This is a genomic window from Pseudoxanthomonas sp. (assembly GCF_027498035.1).
In the GTDB taxonomy this organism is placed as follows: domain Bacteria; phylum Pseudomonadota; class Gammaproteobacteria; order Xanthomonadales; family Xanthomonadaceae; genus Pseudoxanthomonas_A.
This window is the reverse complement of the sequence record NZ_CP114978.1, coordinates 1,612,804-1,630,651: the sequence shown is the minus strand read 5'-3', so window position 1 is coordinate 1,630,651 and position 17,848 is coordinate 1,612,804. Positions and strand designations below refer to the sequence as shown.

At 66.9% G+C, this 17,848-nt stretch carries 11 protein-coding genes; 5 read left to right on the top strand and 6 right to left on the bottom strand.

Annotated features, from left to right (window positions below):
* The first annotated feature begins 99 nt into the window (after window positions 1-99).
* The gene (locus tag O8I58_RS07110; protein WP_298321778.1) at window positions 100-1,230 is read left to right on the top strand and encodes a PilT/PilU family type 4a pilus ATPase; all 1,131 of its coding nucleotides are present in this window, start codon (window positions 100-102) and stop codon (window positions 1,228-1,230) included.
* 224 nt (window positions 1,231-1,454) lie between these two features.
* Window positions 1,455-2,150, top strand: coding sequence for a YitT family protein (locus O8I58_RS07105; protein ID WP_298322821.1), 696 nt, complete (start codon window positions 1,455-1,457; stop codon window positions 2,148-2,150).
* A gap of 384 nt (window positions 2,151-2,534) precedes the next feature.
* Here the strand turns inward: O8I58_RS07105 and O8I58_RS07100 are convergent, their stop codons facing one another.
* The 3 genes from O8I58_RS07100 to O8I58_RS07090 all read right to left on the bottom strand — a co-directional run bounded on the left by O8I58_RS07100 (window position 2,535) and on the right by O8I58_RS07090 (window position 5,748).
* Window positions 2,535-3,104 (bottom strand): DNA-3-methyladenine glycosylase I, encoded by a 570-nt coding sequence (locus tag O8I58_RS07100; RefSeq protein WP_298321776.1) that lies wholly within the window; start codon window positions 3,102-3,104, stop codon window positions 2,535-2,537.
* 49 nt (window positions 3,105-3,153) lie between these two features.
* Window positions 3,154-4,950 carry a DNA helicase RecQ gene (gene recQ, locus O8I58_RS07095; protein ID WP_298321774.1) on the bottom strand — a complete coding sequence of 599 codons (1,797 nt, stop codon included), beginning with the start codon at window positions 4,948-4,950 and terminating at the stop codon, window positions 3,154-3,156.
* 252 nt (window positions 4,951-5,202) lie between these two features.
* Window positions 5,203-5,748 carry a Dps family protein gene (locus O8I58_RS07090; protein WP_298321773.1) on the bottom strand — a complete coding sequence of 182 codons (546 nt, stop codon included), beginning with the start codon at window positions 5,746-5,748 and terminating at the stop codon, window positions 5,203-5,205.
* Window positions 5,749-5,832: 84 nt separating this feature from the next.
* Between O8I58_RS07090 and hrpA the strand changes: the two genes are divergently transcribed.
* Complete coding sequence (hrpA, locus tag O8I58_RS07085) at window positions 5,833-9,984, top strand: ATP-dependent RNA helicase HrpA (protein WP_298321771.1); 4,152 nt, start codon at window positions 5,833-5,835, stop codon at window positions 9,982-9,984.
* Between the two features lie 184 nt (window positions 9,985-10,168).
* Here hrpA and O8I58_RS07080 read toward each other — a convergent pair whose 3' ends face one another.
* From O8I58_RS07080 to O8I58_RS07070, 3 genes are all read right to left on the bottom strand, one after another.
* Window positions 10,169-10,678: a hypothetical protein gene (locus O8I58_RS07080; protein WP_298321769.1), complete on the bottom strand. Its 510-nt coding sequence runs from the start codon at window positions 10,676-10,678 to the stop codon at window positions 10,169-10,171.
* Window positions 10,678-11,826, bottom strand: a complete 1,149-nt coding sequence (locus O8I58_RS07075; RefSeq protein ID WP_298321767.1) for a C2 family cysteine protease — start codon at window positions 11,824-11,826, stop codon at window positions 10,678-10,680. Before O8I58_RS07075 ends, O8I58_RS07080 begins: the two co-directional genes overlap by 1 nt.
* Before the next feature lie 299 nt (window positions 11,827-12,125).
* Window positions 12,126-13,925 carry a chloride channel protein gene (locus tag O8I58_RS07070; protein WP_345781329.1) on the bottom strand — a complete coding sequence of 600 codons (1,800 nt, stop codon included), beginning with the start codon at window positions 13,923-13,925 and terminating at the stop codon, window positions 12,126-12,128.
* A gap of 129 nt (window positions 13,926-14,054) precedes the next feature.
* Between O8I58_RS07070 and O8I58_RS07065 the strand changes: the two genes are divergently transcribed.
* Together O8I58_RS07065 and O8I58_RS07060 are read left to right on the top strand one after the other, a co-directional pair.
* On the top strand, window positions 14,055-16,208 hold the full coding sequence (locus O8I58_RS07065) for a RelA/SpoT family protein (RefSeq protein WP_298321765.1): 2,154 nt from the start codon (window positions 14,055-14,057) through the stop codon (window positions 16,206-16,208).
* 55 nt (window positions 16,209-16,263) lie between these two features.
* A complete protein-coding gene (locus tag O8I58_RS07060; RefSeq protein ID WP_298321763.1) occupies window positions 16,264-17,844 on the top strand; it encodes a tetratricopeptide repeat protein in 1,581 nt (526 codons plus the stop codon).
* Window positions 17,845-17,848: the final 4 nt, after the last annotated feature.

Below are 17,848 nucleotides of genomic sequence, written 5' to 3'. Positions count from 1 at the left end.
GGTGTCGACCGGTGCGCTGCCTGCGCGGCGCGCGGTTCGCGAGGGTTCCGTATCGTTTTCCGGCCATCGGCTCGCGGTGTCCGGCTCCCGGAGAAAAAGATGAGCACCATCGACTTCACCTCGTTCCTCAAGCTGATGGCGCACCAGAAGGCGTCGGACCTGTTCATCACCTCGGGCATGCCGCCGTCGATCAAGGTGCACGGCAAGCTCTCGCCGATCACCCAGACGCCGCTGACGCCGCAGCAGTCGCGCGACCTGGTGCTGAACGTGATGACCCCAGCCCAGCGCGAGGAATTCGAAAAGACCCACGAGTGCAACTTCGCCATCGGCGTGGCCGGCGTGGGGCGCTTCCGCGTCAGCTGCTTCTACCAGCGCAACCAGGTGGGCATGGTGCTGCGCCGGATCGAGACCAAGATCCCCAGTGTCGATGAGCTGAACCTGCCGCCGATCATCAAGACCCTGGCGATGACCAAGCGCGGCATCATTCTTTTCGTCGGCGCCACCGGCACCGGCAAGTCGACTTCGCTGGCGGCGATGATCGGCTACCGCAACCTCAATTCGACCGGCCACATCATCACCATCGAGGACCCGATCGAGTTCGTGCACAAGCACGAGGGCTGCATCATCACCCAGCGCGAGGTCGGCATCGACACCGACAGCTGGGAGAACGCGCTGAAGAACACCCTGCGCCAGGCGCCGGACGTGATCATGATCGGCGAGGTGCGCACCCGCGAAGGCATGGACCATGCGATCGCCTTCGCCGAAACCGGCCACCTGGTGCTATGCACGCTGCACGCCAACAACGCCAACCAGGCGATGGACCGCATCATCAACTTCTTCCCCGAAGACCGCCGCAACCAGTTGTTGATGGACCTGTCGCTGAACCTCAGGGGCGTGGTCGCCCAGCAGCTGGTGCCTACGCCCGATGGCAAGGCCCGCCGCGTGGCGATGGAGATCATGCTGGGCACGCCGCTGATCCAGGACTACATCCGCGACGGCGAGATCCACAAGCTCAAGGAGGTCATGAAGGAGTCGACCAACCTGGGCATGAAGACCTTCGACCAGAGCCTGTTCGAGCTGTACCAGGCTGGCGAGATTTCCTACGAGGATGCGCTGCGTTACGCCGACTCGCAGAACGAGGTGCGCCTGCGCATCAAGCTGGCCCAGGGCGGCGATGCCCGCACCCTGGCCCAGGGCCTGGACGGCGTCGAGGTGGCGGAAGTCCGCTAACGCCGAAATCTCCTGCATTGCATGCAACGGTCGTGCCTTCGGGTGCGGCCGTTGTCGTTTGGTGGTGGCATGGCGGCTGCCATGAAGTTTCAGATGTGACGGAATTGCCGCGGTGCACCCAGTAGAATGCAGCGCCGCCCACGCCTGCCATCGCCGTGCCGCACTCCAAGCCGCCCTCTGAAGATCCCGCCCTCGATGGACTGACGCCTGCGCCGGAGGTCGGCCTGGACGATGGTGGCGCTGACCATTCGCCGCCCGGCGTGGTGGTGACGTCCGGTCCGTTGACGCCGCCGCCGGATTCAGCCGGCACCGAGGTCGATGACCGCGCGTACCACCATTCCATCGCCGAGGACGTGCAGGGCATGGTGCTGGCGACGCTGACCGCCTCGCTGGGGCTGGCGGTGTTCGCCAAGGGCGGGTTGATGATCGGTGGCATGGCCGGGGTGGCGTTCCTGGCGCATTACGCGCTGGGCTGGAATTTCGGCCTGCTGTTCGTGCTGGTGAACCTGCCGTTCTACTGGCTGTCGGTGCGCCGGATGGGCTGGGAATTCACCATCAAGACGTTCGTGGCGGTGGCCGCTTGCGGCGTGCTGACCGACCTGCTGCCGCGCTGGGCCGATTACGCGCACGTGACGCCGCTGTATTCGGCGCTGGTAGGCGGTGCGCTGGTCGGCATGGGCATCCTGTTCTTCATCCGCCACCGCGCCAGCCTGGGCGGCGTGGGCATCCTGGCGGTCTACCTGCAGCGTTCGCGCGGGATCAGTGCGGGGCGCGTGCAGATGACGTTCGATGGCGTGCTGATGCTGGTGGCGTGTTTCACCCTGGCGCCGTCGAAGGTGCTGTATTCGGCGCTGGGCGCGGTGGTGTTGAGCCTGGTGCTGATGTTCAACCATCGGCCGCATCGGTATATGGGCGTCTGATTCTTCTGTTCTGGAAAGCAGCGAAGTGCAAGGCTTTCGCGCTTTCGCGCGGCTTCGCCGCACGAGCTACTTTTGTGCTTGGAAAAAGTAGCCAAAACCGCAGCGCCTGTCCCCCAAAGGGGATTGAAAACACTCGCCGATGCTGCGCATCGGTGCCCTTTGCTCCTCGCCGGAAATGGCACGGCGCGCAAACTCGCTTCGCTCAGACACGCGCGCCTCTTCGGCCATCTCTGCCTGCTGTGCTCGGCTCGCTTTGAAGGCGCTGAAGATCAACATCTGAGCAACAGCAACAGCAACAGCAACAGCAACAGCAACCGAGCAAGCTCGGTTCTACAGGTCTGGAGCGCGCTGGCTGTGTGTAGAACGGAGCTTGCTCCGCTGCTGTTACTTCTTCGTCTTCGCCGACTTCAACGGCTTGTCCACCTGCATCCACGCCGGCTTTTTCTTCGCCGCCGCTGCAAATGCCGGGCATCCTTCGTGGTGTGCCCCCGGCAGGTATCCCAGGCTCATCAAAAATTCCCCGGTGATCTCGCCGCCGGTGAAACGGAAGGTTTTCTTGAACAGCTTCACCCAGTCGGCTTTTTCCATCGGATGGTGCGCATCCAGCCATTGGGCGAAGCCACCGTGCGAGGTGCGCAGGGTCTGGATGACCTGGGCATTGTGGATCGCGGCCAGCACCTTGAGCCGGTTGCGGATGATCCCGGCGTCAGCCATCAGCCGGGCGATGTCGGCCTCACCGTAGGCGGCCACCGTGTCCACGTCGAATGCACCATAGGCTGCACGGAAGTGCTCGCGCTTGCGCAGGATGGTTTCCCAGCTCAGCCCGGCCTGGTTGATCTCCAGCAGCAGGCGTTCGAATAGCTCGGATTCCTCGCGTTGCGGAAAGCCGTATTCGGTGTCGTGGTAACTGGCGTGGACCGGGTGGCCGGGGGCGAAGCTGCAATAGCCGCTCATGACGATGTCCGCTGGAAAGGTGTGTATTGGTGTTGCCGGTGGAATGCGATCAGCCCGCCTCGCGCACGACTTCCAGCAGGCTGGCGCCATAGCGGTCCAGCTTGCTGCCGCCGACGCCGCCGACGCGTGCCAGTTCGCCCATGCTCTGCGGGCGCTGCTCGGCGATGGTGCGCAGGGTGGCGTCGTGGAAGATCACGTAGGCCGGCACGTTCTGTTCCTTGGCCAGGCGCGCGCGCATCTGCCGCAGCGCGTCGAACAGCGGCGCATCGTATTCGGAGACCTGCACCGTCGGCGCAGTGCCGCGTTCGCGCTGGCGCAGCTTCGGCGAGTCCTTGCGCAGCAGCACGGTCTGCTGGCCTTGCAGGATCGGCTTGGCCGAGGCGGTCAGGCGCAGGCCGCCGTATCCCTCGGCATCGACCTCCAGCACGCTGGCGGCCACCAATTGGCGGAACACGCCGCGCCACATCGCCGCATCCAGGTCCTCGCCAATGCCATAGGTGGACAGCTTGTCGTGGCCGAGCGTGCGGATGCGCTCGGTGTCGGCGCCGCGCAATACGTCGATCATATGGGCCGCGCCGAAGCGCTGGCCGCTGCGGTAGACGCAGCTCAGTGCCTTGCGCGCGGCATCGGTGGCGTCCCAGCTGGCGGCCGGGGTCAGGCAGTTGTCGCAGTTGCCGCAGGCGTTGGGGTAGTTCTCGCCGAAGCCGGCCAGCAGTACCTGGCGCCGGCACTGCATGGATTCGCAATAGCCCAGCAGCTGGTCCAACTTGCGTCGCTCCAGGCGCTTGCGCTCTTCGGAGGCTTCGCCCTGTTCGATCATCTGCTTGAGCAGCACCACGTCACCCAGGCCGTAGGCCAGCCACGCCTGCGCGGGCTCGCCGTCGCGGCCGGCGCGGCCGGTCTCCTGGTAATAGCCCTCCAGCGATTTGGGCAGGTCGGTATGGGCGACGAAGCGCACGTTCGGCTTGTCGATACCCATGCCGAAGGCGATGGTCGCGCACATGACGATGCCGTCCTCGCGCAGGAAGCGGCGCTGGTTGTTCGCGCGCACCTGCGCATCCAGGCCGGCGTGATAAGGCAGGGCGTCGAAGCCTTTCTCGCGCAGGAACTCGGCGGTCTGCTCGACCTTCTTGCGCGACATGCAGTAGACGATGCCGGCCGAACCCTTGTGGTCCTGCAGGAAGTCCTGCAGCTGGCGGCGGCCGTTGTCCTTCTGCACGACGGTGTAGCGGATGTTGGGCCGGTCGAAGGAACTGACGAAGCGGCGCGCGCCTTCCAGCTGCAGGCGCTCGGCGATCTCGGCCTGGGTCGGCGGATCGGCCGTGGCGGTCAGGGCGATGCGCGGGATGTCGGGCCAGCGCTCGTGCAGGACGGTGAGCTGGCGGTATTCGGGGCGGAAGTCGTGGCCCCACTGCGATACGCAATGCGCCTCGTCGATGGCGAACAGGCCGATCTTGGCGCGGTCCAGCAGCGACAGGAAACGCCCGGTCAGCAACCGCTCGGGGGCGACGTAGAGCAGGTCGAGTTCACCGGCCAGCAGTTCGCGTTCGACCCGCTGCGCCTCGCCGGCTTCCAGCGAGGAATTGAGGAATTCGGCGCGCACGCCCAGCTGGCGCAGCGCTTCGACCTGATCCTGCATCAACGCGATCAGCGGCGACACCACGATCGCGGTGCCCTCGCGCAGCAGCGCCGGCACCTGGTAGCACAGCGACTTGCCGCCGCCGGTGGGCATCAGCACCAGGGCATCGTGGCCACTAGCGACATGTTCGACGATGGCGGCCTGTTCGCCGCGAAAACCCGCGTGGCCAAACACGCGGTGGAGAAGTTCTAGAGCACGTTCCTGCATGCGCACAGGATACCGGGCCGGCGTCTCAGGCCCCAGACGCACAACGCCCGGCGAGGGCCGGGCGTTGTGCCTTGACGTGCCAGAAAATTCCAAACGCCTCGAAAAGACGCTGAAGGAAGCTTTCTGGTGGAAAGCCCCCTTAGCAAGGGGGCGCGCCGAAGGCGAGGGGATTGGAGGCCGCGAAGCTGGGGCCCGGTATTTGCGCGGCAAATGCCGGGAGGCCTCGCCTGCTGCGCAGGCTAGGCCGAACCCTTACTGCAGCAGCGAACGCAGCATCCACGCGTACTTCTCGTGGGTGTTCAGGCGCTGGGTCATCAGGTCCACGGTCGGGTCGTCGTTGCCGTCGTCGGCGGTCTTGAGGGTGAGGCGGGCGGTCCGGCAGACCGCCTCGTTGCCGACGACCAGCTGGCGGACCATTTCCTTCCAGTCGGCGCTGTTGGACAGGCCGGGTTCTTCGGGAATCGAGGTCAGCTTGACGAACTCGGTGTAGGAACCCGGCGCGTTGTAACCCAGCGCGCGGATGCGCTCGGCCACTTCGTCCAGGGCAGCCCACTGCTCGGTGTACTGGCCTTCGAACATGGTGTGCAGGGAGTTGAACATCGGCCCGGTCACGTTCCAGTGGAAGTTGTGGGTCTTCAGGTACAGGGTGTAGGCATCGGCCAGGAAATGCGACAGGCCGTCGGCGATTTCCTTGCGGGCGGCGGCAGTGATGCCGATGTCCACGTTCGGCGCGCTGGGGGCGGCGGCGAGCGGGGTTGCCTTCTTCTTGGTCTTCGGTGCGGTCTTGGTCTTGGCCATGGAGGGTCTCCGGTCAGTGGCGATGGGTCACAATAAACAGGATAGATAAAGATTAGTAATCAAAAGATCTAGAACAATCGATTCATGGCATCAATCGCATCGCTCCCCGAACACCCTGACGCCGCCCGGCGTGCCATCGATGGCGCGCTGAGCCGGGACCGTGGCCGCCTGCACGGCCTGTGGTCGCGCTGGAAGGCCAAGCCCGACGACACGCAGCTGCGCGAACGCTTCGGCCAGGCGCTGCAGGCGTCGGTGCGTGCATGTCAGGCACGCGCCGCCTCGTTGCCGCGAGTGACCTTGGATGAAGCGCTGCCGATTGCACGTGAAGGCGAGCAGATCGTCGCACTCATCCGCGAGCACCAGGTCGTGGTGATCGCTGGTGAAACCGGTTCGGGCAAGACCACCCAGCTGCCCAAGCTGTGCCTGGCCGCCGGGCGTGGCGTGGCCGGGATGATCGGCTGTACCCAGCCGCGCCGCATCGCCGCGCGTGCGGTGGCCCGGCGCGTGGCCGAAGAGCTGCAGGTGCCGATGGGCGGGGCGGTCGGCTACCAGGTGCGCTTCAACGACAACGTTGGCGACGACACCCGCATCAAGTTCATGACCGACGGCATCCTGCTGGCGGAGATCGCCAGTGACCGCTGGCTGTCCAGCTACGACACGATCATCGTCGACGAGGCGCACGAACGCAGCCTCAACATCGACTTCCTGCTGGGTTACCTGAAGCAGCTGCTGGCCAAACGCCGCGACCTGAAGGTGATCGTGACCTCGGCCACCATCGACACCTCACGCTTTGCCGCGCATTTCGACGATGCGCCGGTGGTCAGCGTGGAAGGCCGCACCTATCCGGTGGAGGTGCGCTATCGCCCGCTGAACGAGGTCGCGCCCGGTGGCGAAGACGAGGACGCGCAGGACGGCGGCAACGAGCGCAGCGTCAACGAGGCCATCGTCGCCGCCGTGGACGAGATCACCCGCGAGGACGCGCGCGGCGACGTGCTGATCTTCCTGCCGGGCGAGCGCGAGATCCGCGATGCGCACCAGGCGCTGGAACGCCGCAAGTACCGCCACACCGAAGTACTGCCGCTGTACGCGCGGCTGTCGGCCAGCGACCAGGACGCGGTGTTCAATCCGGGTTCGCAGCGACGCATCGTGCTGGCCACCAATGTCGCCGAGACCTCGCTGACGGTGCCGCGCATTCGCTATGTGGTCGATCCTGGCTTCGCCCGGGTCAAGCGCTACAGCCCGCGCCAGAAGCTGGACCGCCTGCACATCGAGCCGATCAGCCAGGCCAGCGCCAACCAGCGCATGGGCCGCTGCGGACGCGTGGCCGAAGGCATCTGCGTACGGCTGTTTTCCCAGGCCGATTTCGAGGAGCGCCCGCGCTACACCGACCCGGAAATCCGGCGCTCGTCGCTGGCCGGGGTGATCCTACGGATGTTGCAGCTGGGACTGGGACGGATCGAGGATTTCCCGTTCCTGGAGGCGCCGGACGAGCGTGCCGTGGCCGATGGCTGGCAGCAGTTGGTCGAGCTGGGCGCGGTCACCGACGCCGACCGCCACGGCCTGCGCAAGCTGACCGAAGTGGGCCGCAGGATGGCGCGCCTGCCGGTGGACGTGAAGCTGGCGCGCATGCTGGTCGCCGCGCAGGCACACGGCTGTCTGCGGCCGATGCTGGTGATCGCCGCATTTCTGGGCATCCAGGACCCGCGCGAGCGTCCGCCGGAAGCGCGGGAAGCGGCCGACAACGCACACGCAAAATTTGCAGATGCGCGTTCGGAATTCGTCGGCATCCTGCGGCTGTGGGACGGCTATCGCCAGGCGCACGAGGACCTCACCCAGTCCAAGCTGCGCGACTGGTGCGGGCGGCATTTCCTCGGCTTCCTGCGCATGCGCGAGTGGCGCGAGCTGCATCGTCAGCTGCGCCTGCTGTGCGAGGAGCTGGGCTGGGCCGAAGAGCCGGTACTGGCGTCGATGGAGCCGCTGCTGGCCGGTTCGCCGGCCGCGCTTGTCGCGGGCGAAGGCAAGCCATCCTCGCGTCCGACGCGGGGCGAGTTGCATCGCGCCGCGCGGCTGGCGCGCGAGGGCAAGGCAAAACCGGGGTCAGAGTCGAGTTTCCCAACGGGGGCCGCCGGTGGTGATGCAAGCACGGGGAAAGTCGACTCTGACCCCGGTTTTGCTTCACGTATCAGCGAGCGCGAACGCAGCGCGGCCTATCAGTCGCTGCATCGCGCGCTGATTGCCGGCCTGCCCACGCAGGTCGGTCACCGCACCGAGAAAGGCGATTTCCTCGCGGCGCGCCAGCGCCGCTTCCATCTGTTCCCCGGCTCGGCGCTAGCCAAGAAGCCGCCGGCCTGGGTGCTGGTGGCCACGCTGCTGGACACCCAGCGCGTGTGGGGCCTGACCAATGCGTCGATCGAACCGGACTGGGTGATCGCCGAGGTGCCGCAACTGCTGGCGCGCAAGCACTTCGATCCGCACTGGTCGCGCGCGCAGGGTCAGGTGCTGGCCTCGGAGCAGATCAGCCTGTTCGGGCTGGTGCTGGCGCCGAAGAAACCGGTGCACTACGGGCGCATCGCGCCGGGCGAGGCGCATGAGCTGTTCGTGCGCCAAGGCTTGGTGCCGGGCGAGATCAACACGCGCGCTGCGTTCGTCGCCGACAACGGCAAGGTGCTGGCGACCGCGCATGAGGAAGAAGCCAAGCTGCGCCGCGCCGGCATCGTCGCCGACGAGGGCTGGCAGGCGCGCTGGTATCTGGATCGCATTCCAGGCGAGCTGCATTCGGCGTCCGGGCTGGATGCCTGGTGGAAGACGCTGGCCGAAGACAAACGCCAAACGTTGCGCTGGTCACTGGTCGACCTACTGCCCGGCGAAGGCAGCGAGGCCGATCGCTATCCGAAGTACTTCGCGCTGGGCGATGCGCGCCTGCCGCTGCAATACAAGTTCGAGCCGGGCGCGGAAGACGACGGCGTGACGCTGGAGATTCCGCTGCACCTGCTCAACGCGCTCGATCCCACGCGACTGTCGTGGCTGGCGCCAGGCTTCGTCGCGGAAAAGGCTGCCGGGCTGATCCGCTCTCTGCCCAAGGCGCAGCGGCGCAACTTCGTGCCGGCGCCGGATTTCGGGCGCGCGTTCTATGAGGCCTTCAGCAAGCCGTCGGCCGATGACTTGCGCGGTGAGCTGGCGCGGTTCCTGTCCAAGGCGGTTGGCGTACCAGTGAGTGCGCTGGATTTCGACGAGGCCGCGTTGGAGCCACACCTGCGCATGCATCTGCGCCTGCGCGATGAAGACGGCAAGGTGCTGGCCTCATCGCGTGACCTGGACGCGCTGCGCGAACGCTTCGGCACGCGCGCCGGCCATGCCTTCGCTGCCCGCGCCGGACGCGCGTTGGCCAGCGAAGGCCTGCACACTTTCCCGCACGATCCGATCCCGCTGCAGGTGCCGGGCGAAGCCGGCGTGCCGGCGTATCCGGCGCTGGTGGATGAGGGCGACAGCGCCGCATTGCGGATTTTCGCCGATCGCGCGCAGGCCGCCTCGGCGCATCCCAAGGGTGTGCGCCGCTTGCTGGAGATCGCCCTGGCCGACAAGGTCAAGCAGGCGCGCAAGCAACTCCCGGTGTCACCCAAGACCGGGCTGTTGTACGCGGCGCTGGAATCGCAGGAGCGCCTGCGCGGCGATATCGTCGATGCGGCGTTGAATGCGGTGCTGGCCGAAGGGCTGGGCGAGATTCGCGATCCCGGTACGTTCGCGCAACGCCGCGATGTGGCCGGTAAAGGCCTGTTCGGTGAGGCCATGGAGCGCCTCAAGCTGGCCGAGGCGATCCTGGGCGCGGTGGCCGAGCTCAAGCCGGAACTGGAAGCGCCATTGATGGGCTGGGCGCGCGGCAACCTGGACGACCTGCACGCGCAGCTGGCTGCGCTGGTGCATCCAGGCTTCCTGCGGCAGACGCCGGCCGAGGCGCTGGCCCAGTTCCCACGCTATCTCAAGGCGATGAAGCTGCGCGCCGAACGCGCCAAGCGCGACCCCACTCGCGACCAGCAGCGCATGCTGGAGCTGGCGCCGTTCGTGCAGGCGCTGGAAGACGCCGCGGCATTGGGTCGTGCGCAGTCCGACGAGTGGCAGGCGCTGCGCTGGGACATCGAAGAGCTGCGTGTATCGCTGTTCGCCCAGGAGCTGGGTGCGCGCAGCGGTGTCAGTCCGAAGAGGCTGGCGCAGCGGGTGGTGGCGTTGCAGGGGCGCTGACGCGCAAGGGCATGGAAATGCCGCAACACCCGGGCGAAGGGAGGGGTTATTTTCGACTTTGCGCTCTGCTGCTGAGTTGCGAAAAGTACCTACCCCCTTCTCTTCGCGAAAGGGGCGCATCGCGATGAAGTTGTGCGCTGATCGTGATCAGGTTCGCGATCAGTCGCGTATGCTACCTAGTCAATTAGTTCGCAACTGCCCGGGTGAGCGCTACGTCGTAAAGCGTCATCACGTCTTGCTTGCCATCATTGATTTGTCCGTCATTGAAGTGGAATACCGCAAACCGGCATTGGTCGTTGATCAGGTAAGGCTTTACACGTATGCCGGATAACTTGCTCTCAATGACGCGTTGCGCATTTCCGCATTGGACTGGATCATCCTTGCGCGGGAAGAATATTGGATTGAGCTCTTTGAAGGTTGGACCATCCATGCCCGTATCCATCAGGAACACTTTGTCACCCAGCACTTTAAAGTCCGGACCGATCTCCTCCTGAAACGCCGCGCGTGCCGCTGCGCGACGCGGCGCATATACCTCTTCCAGGCTTGTGTCGCGGATATCGACGAAGCTTTCTTTCCAGCCATGGATGGCGTCCAGCGGCTGTCGGCTGCAGCCGGCAAGCAAGATCATGCTTGCCGCCATGCCGAGTCTGATGGCGAAGTGCATGCGATGCGCACCCGTAATGATGGTCGTCATCAGGCGAGTTGCCGGGCGGGCGGCTCTGGTGCTTGCGAACTGGCGACCTGCAGGCGTTGTGCTTCCTGGGCGAGCTGGCCCAAAGATTCTTCGCGGGATGGCAGCGCCGCCAGGGTGTCAACCATGGTGCGATAGCCCTCGGTCTTGCCGGCCACCCACAACTTGCCATCGTCGGTGACTGCCGCCATGCGCAGTTGATCCGTAGAGGTGATGCCTTCGCGGCTGGCCTGCACGCTGGCCAGTGCGACGGCTGCATCTCCCGCTTTGTCGCCCACCTGCCTTTGGATCGCCTCGAAAAGGCCTTGTTGCTGGGGCTCCAGCATGCCGATGTGGAACGTGCCGAAGGACCTGGTGTTTTCCTGCAGCAGTTCGTTGAGCTTGACCTCAACTTCTGCGCCTTTGCCTGGTCCAAGCGAGGGATCAATGCCCCGGTTGTGACCCCATGGGTTACGCAAGGTGATGACCGCCTCACCTGACGCTTCGTCGTAACGCGCTCCCAAGACCATGTACGCATGATGGCCGGTGACACCGTCGGTTTTGTAACCGGTTCTGGACACGAGCGCCTCCCACAATTCGCTCGCGCCTTTCGGGTCCTTGTTGGTACCCATGACGACGCGTTTGTCGTGGGCCAGTGCATCGTTGATACGCATCACTGTTGCTTGCATGCCCATTTCCTTGACTTGGGCTGCATCCAGCCTGATTGGCTCCTCTCCCGTAATGGCGTGAAGGGCATCGGCAGGATTGCCGCCCTTGGCTAGCTGTTGGAGGCCTGTCTCCCAGTCGTTCCAGCGCATCTTCGCGTAGGCGACCTCGTAGATCGCTGGCCATAGTCCGCCGCCGGCGTCCGGTGTCTTGCTGCCGAAGCTGCTCCCGCCCCTTTCGGAAAGATTGTTTGTCAGCTCTGCCTGAGTCACCGGCACCCGCTGCCAGTGGTCCCCTTGATACAGGCGGACTGCGAATTCCCCCGTGGCTTCATTGAACTCGATGTTGTTGCGGATGAGATCCGGCGTCTGCTGGGCGACGACGCCTGCGGCTGAAACCAGATAGCAGTCGCCGATGCTCTGCTGCTGGACATCGTCGGCCCCAGGCCGGCCATCCTTGCCCCACAGGTCCTTGTCGGTGAATCGATGCTCGGGCAATCCTGCCATTTCGGTGACTCCTGTCGTTGATGTGATGCAGCTGGGCCACACCAGGGCCGCTGGGAGGCCTGCCATTCCTGCTGGAAGCGCTACGAGCCGATCCTACCTCATGGTGCGTCGCGATCTTGTTGCGGCACTGCGCTTCGTCGGTGTCCACACACGACGCGGCTGTGTGGAACTATCGATTGATGGGTCTGCGTGGCGGGCAATGGCGGCATGCGCTCCTTTCAGGATGCGGCCCCCGCTGCGACCCCAGGCTGTGATGGAGGGCGGGCTGCATTCCGCGATCGCGCAGGAAGTCAGGGAGCTCAGTCGTCGCTGACGACGCGCTCACCCATCAACTCGCGCTGGCGCTTCTCCAGTTCTTCGGCATAGCGCTTGCGGACGAAGCCTTCGGACAGCACGCCCAGGACGCGGCGGTCGGCATCGACCACGGCCAGTTCGTCGCTCTGGGTGGTGTCGAAGGCGTGCATCACCGAGACGATGTCGGTGTCGGCGCTCAGTGCGGCGTCCTTGTTCTGCGCGTATTCGGACACGGGCGCGCCCTCGTTGATGCGGTCGCCGTAGATGAAGGCCAGCGGCACCAGGCCGGCGTAATGACCGGCGTCGTCTTCCAGGACCACGCGCTGGGTGGATCCCAGCGGGAAGCGCCGGCGGAACTCGGCCACAGTCATCGCATCGGGCGTGTGGTTGGCATCCTTGCGCATCATCTTGCCGGCCGACAGGTTGCGCACCCAGCCGACATCGCGTGCGCTGCGAATGCTCTCGCCGCGCAGGTGCAGGCGCCAGGTGGAGAACGAATAGCCGAAGGCCTGGCGCACCACCGTATTGGCCACCAGCACCGCGGCCATCACCGCGCTGGCCAGGACGAAATCATGGGTGCCTTCCAGGATCAGCATTGCCATCGTCATCGGTGCACCGACGATCGCCGCTGCCAGCGCGGCCATGCCGACCAGCGAGGCGCTGGTGACGTCGACCCAGGACTCGCCGACCAGCTGGTTCAACCCGATGGCGAAGAACGCACCGACCAACGCGCCCATGAACAGCGAGGCGAAGAACAGGCCGCCACGGAAGCCGAACCCCAGCGAGATGCCCGATGCCAGGCACTTGAGCACCAGCAACGTGGCCAGCAGTTGCAGTGTCTTGTCGCCGCCGATATCCAGGTGCAGCGCGCCGTGTCCGGAAGACAGCACCTGCGGTGAGTACAGCGCCAACGGGATCAGCAGCAGCCCGCCAACCACGGGGCGACCCCATAGCGGCAGGTTGATCTTGCCGATCACCCGTTCGATGCCGGCGACCAGCCGCATCACCGCGATGCCGATCAGCGCGCAGGTCAGGCCCAGCGCGATGAAGATGGCGTAGTCGCGGGGTTCCAGCTGATAGGTCGAGGCTGCAGGTAGCAGGTAGGGTGGGGCGCCCAGCGCTTCGGCCAGGAAGGCGCCGCCCAGCGCGGCGGCGGCGACCGGCGCCAGCGCCGATGGCGTATACGCGCCGATGACGATCTCGAAGGCATAGAACGCCCCGGCCAGCGGCGCACCGAAGGCCGCGGCAATCGCGCCGCCGGCCCCGGCACCGACCAGGGTGCGCATGTCGGCGCGACGCACGCGCAGGATCCGGCCCAGTTGCGAGCCGGCGCCCGAGCCCATCTGCGCATAGGCCGCTTCCAGCCCGACCGAGGCGCCGAAACCGTTGGACAGCAGCGTCTGCAGCGACACGATTAGGTTGTCACGCATCGACATGCGGCCGCCGTGCAGGGCGTTGGCTTCCACCGCATCGACCAGTGGCCGCTTGCGCCGGCGCGCGGCCAGGGTCACCAGGCCGACCAGCAGGCCGCCCAGCGGCAGGACCAGCAGCTGGGTCACGCTCAGACCATCGGCGGTACTCAGGCGCTCATCCGGTGCCAGCCCGAACAGCCAGCGCTGCAGGCCATGGGCCAGGCTGCCCTGCAGCAGCGTCAGCCCGGCGGCGAGCAGTCCCACCAGCGTGGCCAGGCCGATGAACCACAGGTCGCTGGCGCGGAACTGACGCCGCAACCAGTCCAGCGGACGGTGCATCTGGACCCGAAGTCCCTGCAGCCGGCGCTCAGCGCCGTCCGTTGGAGCCTGCATCGCATGTCCTTTGCATGGGTCGATCGGTGGCGACGTTCGCGCCGGATGTGCGCCGCATGGGTGTTCCCACGTTGATCAGGCCGTTAGTGTAGTCGCCTCGCCCACGCGCTCCATGTCATTGCCGCCCCGATGTCCGCACCGTCCACACCACTGCCTGCCGTCGTCGCGTCCGTCCTGGCGGGCTTGCCACAGTCGCTGCGCACGCCGGTGCAGGAGGCCCTGGAAGCGAGCGACGCCCAGGCCGGCATGCCCGATCCCTGGCCGGTGCTGACCGATACGCTGACCACCCTGACCGGGCTGTCGGCCGATGGCGAAGTGCTGGGCGCGGCCCTGCTGTCCGGCCTGCCGGGCGTGCAGGCGGCGGTGATGCCGTCCCTGCGCCGCGCGGCCCCCGGCATGGCCACGCTGATGGATGGCCAGGCCGCCGCCGCCCAGGTCTGGGCGCTACACGCCGAACCCGGCGCGGCGCGCAATACCGAGGGCCTGCGCCGGCTGCTGCTGGCGATGATCCAGGACCTGCGCGTGGTCCCGATCCTGCTGGCGCGGCAGCTGGCCCGCATGCGCGCCGCTGGCACCCTGCCTGAAGACCAGCGCCGCGAGCTGGCCCTGCTGACCCGCGACATCCACGCGCCGCTGGCCAACCGGCTCGGTATCTGGCAGCTGAAGTGGGAACTGGAAGACCTGGCCTTCCGTCATCTGCAGCCGGATACCTATCGCTCCATCGCCACCCAGCTGGATGACAAGCGCGCCGCGCGCGAGCGCTACATCGAGAAGGTCAAGGCAACCCTGCGGAGCACCCTGACCGAGCACCGCATCGCCGCCGAGGTCAGCGGCCGGCCCAAACACATCTACAGCATCTGGAAGAAGATGCAGCGCAAACAGGTGGCGCTGGACGAACTGTTCGACCTGCGCGCGGTGCGCATCGCGGTCAGCGACGTGGCCCAGTGCTATGCCGCGCTGGGCGCGGTGCATGCGCTGTGGACGCCGATCCCGTCGGAGTTCGACGACTACATCGCCCGGCCCAAGGCCAACGACTACCGCTCGCTGCATACCGCGGTGGTCGGCCCGGAAGGGCGCGCGCTGGAAGTGCAGATCCGCACCCACGACATGCACGCCCAGGCCGAACTGGGCGTGGCCGCACACTGGCGTTACAAGGAAGGCGGCGGCGATGCCGCCTTCGACCGCAAGATCGCGTGGATGCGGCGCCTGCTGGAGCATGGCCATGACGGCGAAGGCGAGGCTGTGTTGGGCGGTGCGCTGGATGCCGAGCTGGCCGAGGACCGTATCTACACGTTGACGCCAAAGGGTGAGGTGATCGACCTGCCGCGCGGTGGCACCGTGCTGGACTTCGCCTACCACGTGCACACGATGATCGGACACCGCACGCGCGGGGCCAAGGTCAATGGCCGGATCGTGCCGTTGGGCCACGTGCTGCACAGCGGTGATCGGGTCGAGATCCTGACCAACAAGACCGGCGAGCCCAAGCGCGACTGGCTGCAGGCATCCAGCGGATTCCTGGCCAGCGCGCGCTCGCGCGACAAGGTGCGCGCGTACTTCCACAAGCTGGACCGCGCTGGGAACATCGCCGCCGGCAAGGACCTACTGGAGCGCGAACTCAAGCGCCTGCACCTGCACCAGCTGGACCTGGCGCCGGCGCTGAAGAAGTTCCGCGCCGAGACCGTTGAAGAACTCCATATCCAGGTCGCGCTGGGCGACACCGGGCCCAGCCAGGTCGCCCGTGCATTGCAGGAGGACCAGCGCGCCCAGTCCGGCGATGCGCCGCTGCCGCTGCAGAACGCCACCCGCCGCCCGGTGCAGCGTGCACCGGGCGCGGACAAGTCGCGCTTCACCGTGCAGGGCGTGGGCAACCTGCTGGTGCAGTTGGCCAAATGCTGCCAGCCGGTGGCGGGCGAACCCATCGTCGGCTACCTGACCCGCGGCCGCGGCGTGACCGTGCATCGCCGCGACTGCGCCTCGTTGCGCCGCCTCGCCGCGCAGCATCCACAACGCGTGCTGCCGGTGGAGTGGGGCGTGGCCGGAGGCGGTTACGAGGTGGATGCGCTGATCAGTGCCATCGATCGCAAGTACCTGCTCAAGGACATCACCACCCTGATCGCACAGGAAGACGCACATGTGCTGGACATCCACAGCGACAACACCGGCAGCGCCGGTCGCGTGCACCTGAAGCTGCGACTGAAGGTGTCCGATTACGGCCAGCTGTCCACCCTGTTGGGCAAGCTGGACGCGCTGCCCGGCGTACAGGACGCGCGCCGCGCCGGCTGACCCGCGTTCAGCCGGGGGATCGGCTTATCACGCCTGCTGACGGATACTGCCGCGCGTGAATCCCACGCCCGACCAGCTGCCCGACGGCAGGATCGAACCGCATATCGACTGGCAGCCCATGCCGGACGATGGTCGGGGGCGACCGCGTCCCCCGGTCGTCCATCGGCAGCGCCCATGGTGGCCCTGGCTGCTGGGGGCGGTGCTGCTGGTGGGGTTGGGATCGGCGGTGCTGCTGCGCAAGCCGATCGCCGACAGGATCTGGCAGGGTGCCCGCATCCAGTCGCTGTTGGACCAGGGCGATGCTGCGATCAAGCAGGGCAGGTTGACCGCTGCCGATGGCAGTGGCGCGCGGCAACGCTTCGAAGCCGCACTGGCCCTGGACAACGACCGGGGCGAAGCGCGTGACGGCCTGGCCCGGGTCGCGCGTGCGGCCATCGTCCAGGCGCAGGCCAGCTTGAAAGCCAATGACCTGGACGCCGCGCGGCAGTCCCTGGCGCTGGCCCGCCAGCTGCAGGTGCCGCAGGCGCTGTCCGATGCGGTCGCTGCCGACCTGCGCAAGCGCGAGGCCGATGCGGCCGGCATCGGTACGCTGATCGCCAGCGCCGTCGCCGCGCGCGCGGCTGGCAGGATCGACGGCGCACCGGATGCAGCGCTACCGCTGTTCAAGCAGATCCTGGCGCTGCAGCCGGACAACACGATTGCGCTGGAAGCGCGCGAAGACCTGTTGTCCGACCAACTGCAGCAGGCGCGCAAGGCGCTGCAGGCGGGGCAACTGGCCGACGGCGCCGCGCTGATCGCCACGGTGCGTGGCTACGACGCAGGCCATTACGACCTGCCGGGCGCCAGCGCGCAGCTGGCCCGCGCATTGGAACAACAGCGGCGCCAGGCCGATACCAGCCTGCAGCGCGGCAGGCTGGAGCAGGCGGTCCATGGCTACCAGGCCATCTTGATGGCCGCGCCGGGCGATGCCGCGGCCACGCTGGGCCTGCAGAACGCCGCATCCGAATACGCCCGGCGTGCGCGCCGGCTGGCGGCAGACTTCGATTTCACCGGCGCCGATGCCGATCTGGCGCAGGCCCGTGCACTGGCACCGCAGTCGCCGGTCGTGGCCGAAGTGATGCGCGCCATCGACCGGGCGCATCGCAGCCAGGCGCAGCTGGATCAGTCCGTGCCGGCCTCGCCACAGCGGCAACGGCGCGTTCGCGCACTGCTGGCCGACGCGGACCGCGCAGTGGCGCGTGGTGACTGGATCGACCCACCGGGCGAAAGCGCTTTTGACAAGCTGCGTGCGGCCCAGGCGCTGGCGCCGGACGATCCGATGGCCCGCCGCGCGTCGCAGCGCCTGCTGCCGGATGTGCAACGGTGCGTGGGTCGCGAACTGGCTGGCAATCGCGTGCGGGCCGCGCAGGTCTGCCTGGACGCGTGGCAGGCGATCTCGCCGGGCGATGGCAACCTGCCCGGCGCGCGCCGCCAGCTGGCGATGCGCTGGATCGACATCGGCACCGAGCGTCTGGGCGCGGGTGAACTGGGCGTGGCCAGCGAAGCATTGCAGCGCGCGCGCGGGCTGGACCGCAATGCCCCCGGCTTGGATGATTTCGCCGCACGCGTGGCCCACGCGCGTGCCGGTGGTGGCTAGCAGG

What these genes read in the sequence shown, in the direction of transcription:
- O8I58_RS07090 (WP_298321773.1), bottom strand. Translation starts at nt 5,748, where the DNA reads ATGGCCAAGACCAAGACCGCACCGAAGACCAAGAAGAAGGCAACCCCG.
- hrpA (WP_298321771.1), top strand. Translation starts at nt 5,833, where the DNA reads ATGGCATCAATCGCATCGCTCCCCGAACACCCTGACGCCGCCCGGCGT.
- O8I58_RS07065 (WP_298321765.1), top strand. Translation starts at nt 14,055, where the DNA reads ATGTCCGCACCGTCCACACCACTGCCTGCCGTCGTCGCGTCCGTCCTG.
- O8I58_RS07100 (WP_298321776.1), bottom strand. Translation starts at nt 3,104, where the DNA reads ATGAGCGGCTATTGCAGCTTCGCCCCCGGCCACCCGGTCCACGCCAGT.
- O8I58_RS07080 (WP_298321769.1), bottom strand. Translation starts at nt 10,678, where the DNA reads ATGACGACCATCATTACGGGTGCGCATCGCATGCACTTCGCCATCAGA.
- O8I58_RS07070 (WP_345781329.1), bottom strand. Translation starts at nt 13,925, where the DNA reads ATGCAGGCTCCAACGGACGGCGCTGAGCGCCGGCTGCAGGGACTTCGG.
- recQ (WP_298321774.1), bottom strand. Translation starts at nt 4,950, where the DNA reads ATGCAGGAACGTGCTCTAGAACTTCTCCACCGCGTGTTTGGCCACGCG.
- O8I58_RS07075 (WP_298321767.1), bottom strand. Translation starts at nt 11,826, where the DNA reads ATGGCAGGATTGCCCGAGCATCGATTCACCGACAAGGACCTGTGGGGC.
- O8I58_RS07110 (WP_298321778.1), top strand. Translation starts at nt 100, where the DNA reads ATGAGCACCATCGACTTCACCTCGTTCCTCAAGCTGATGGCGCACCAG.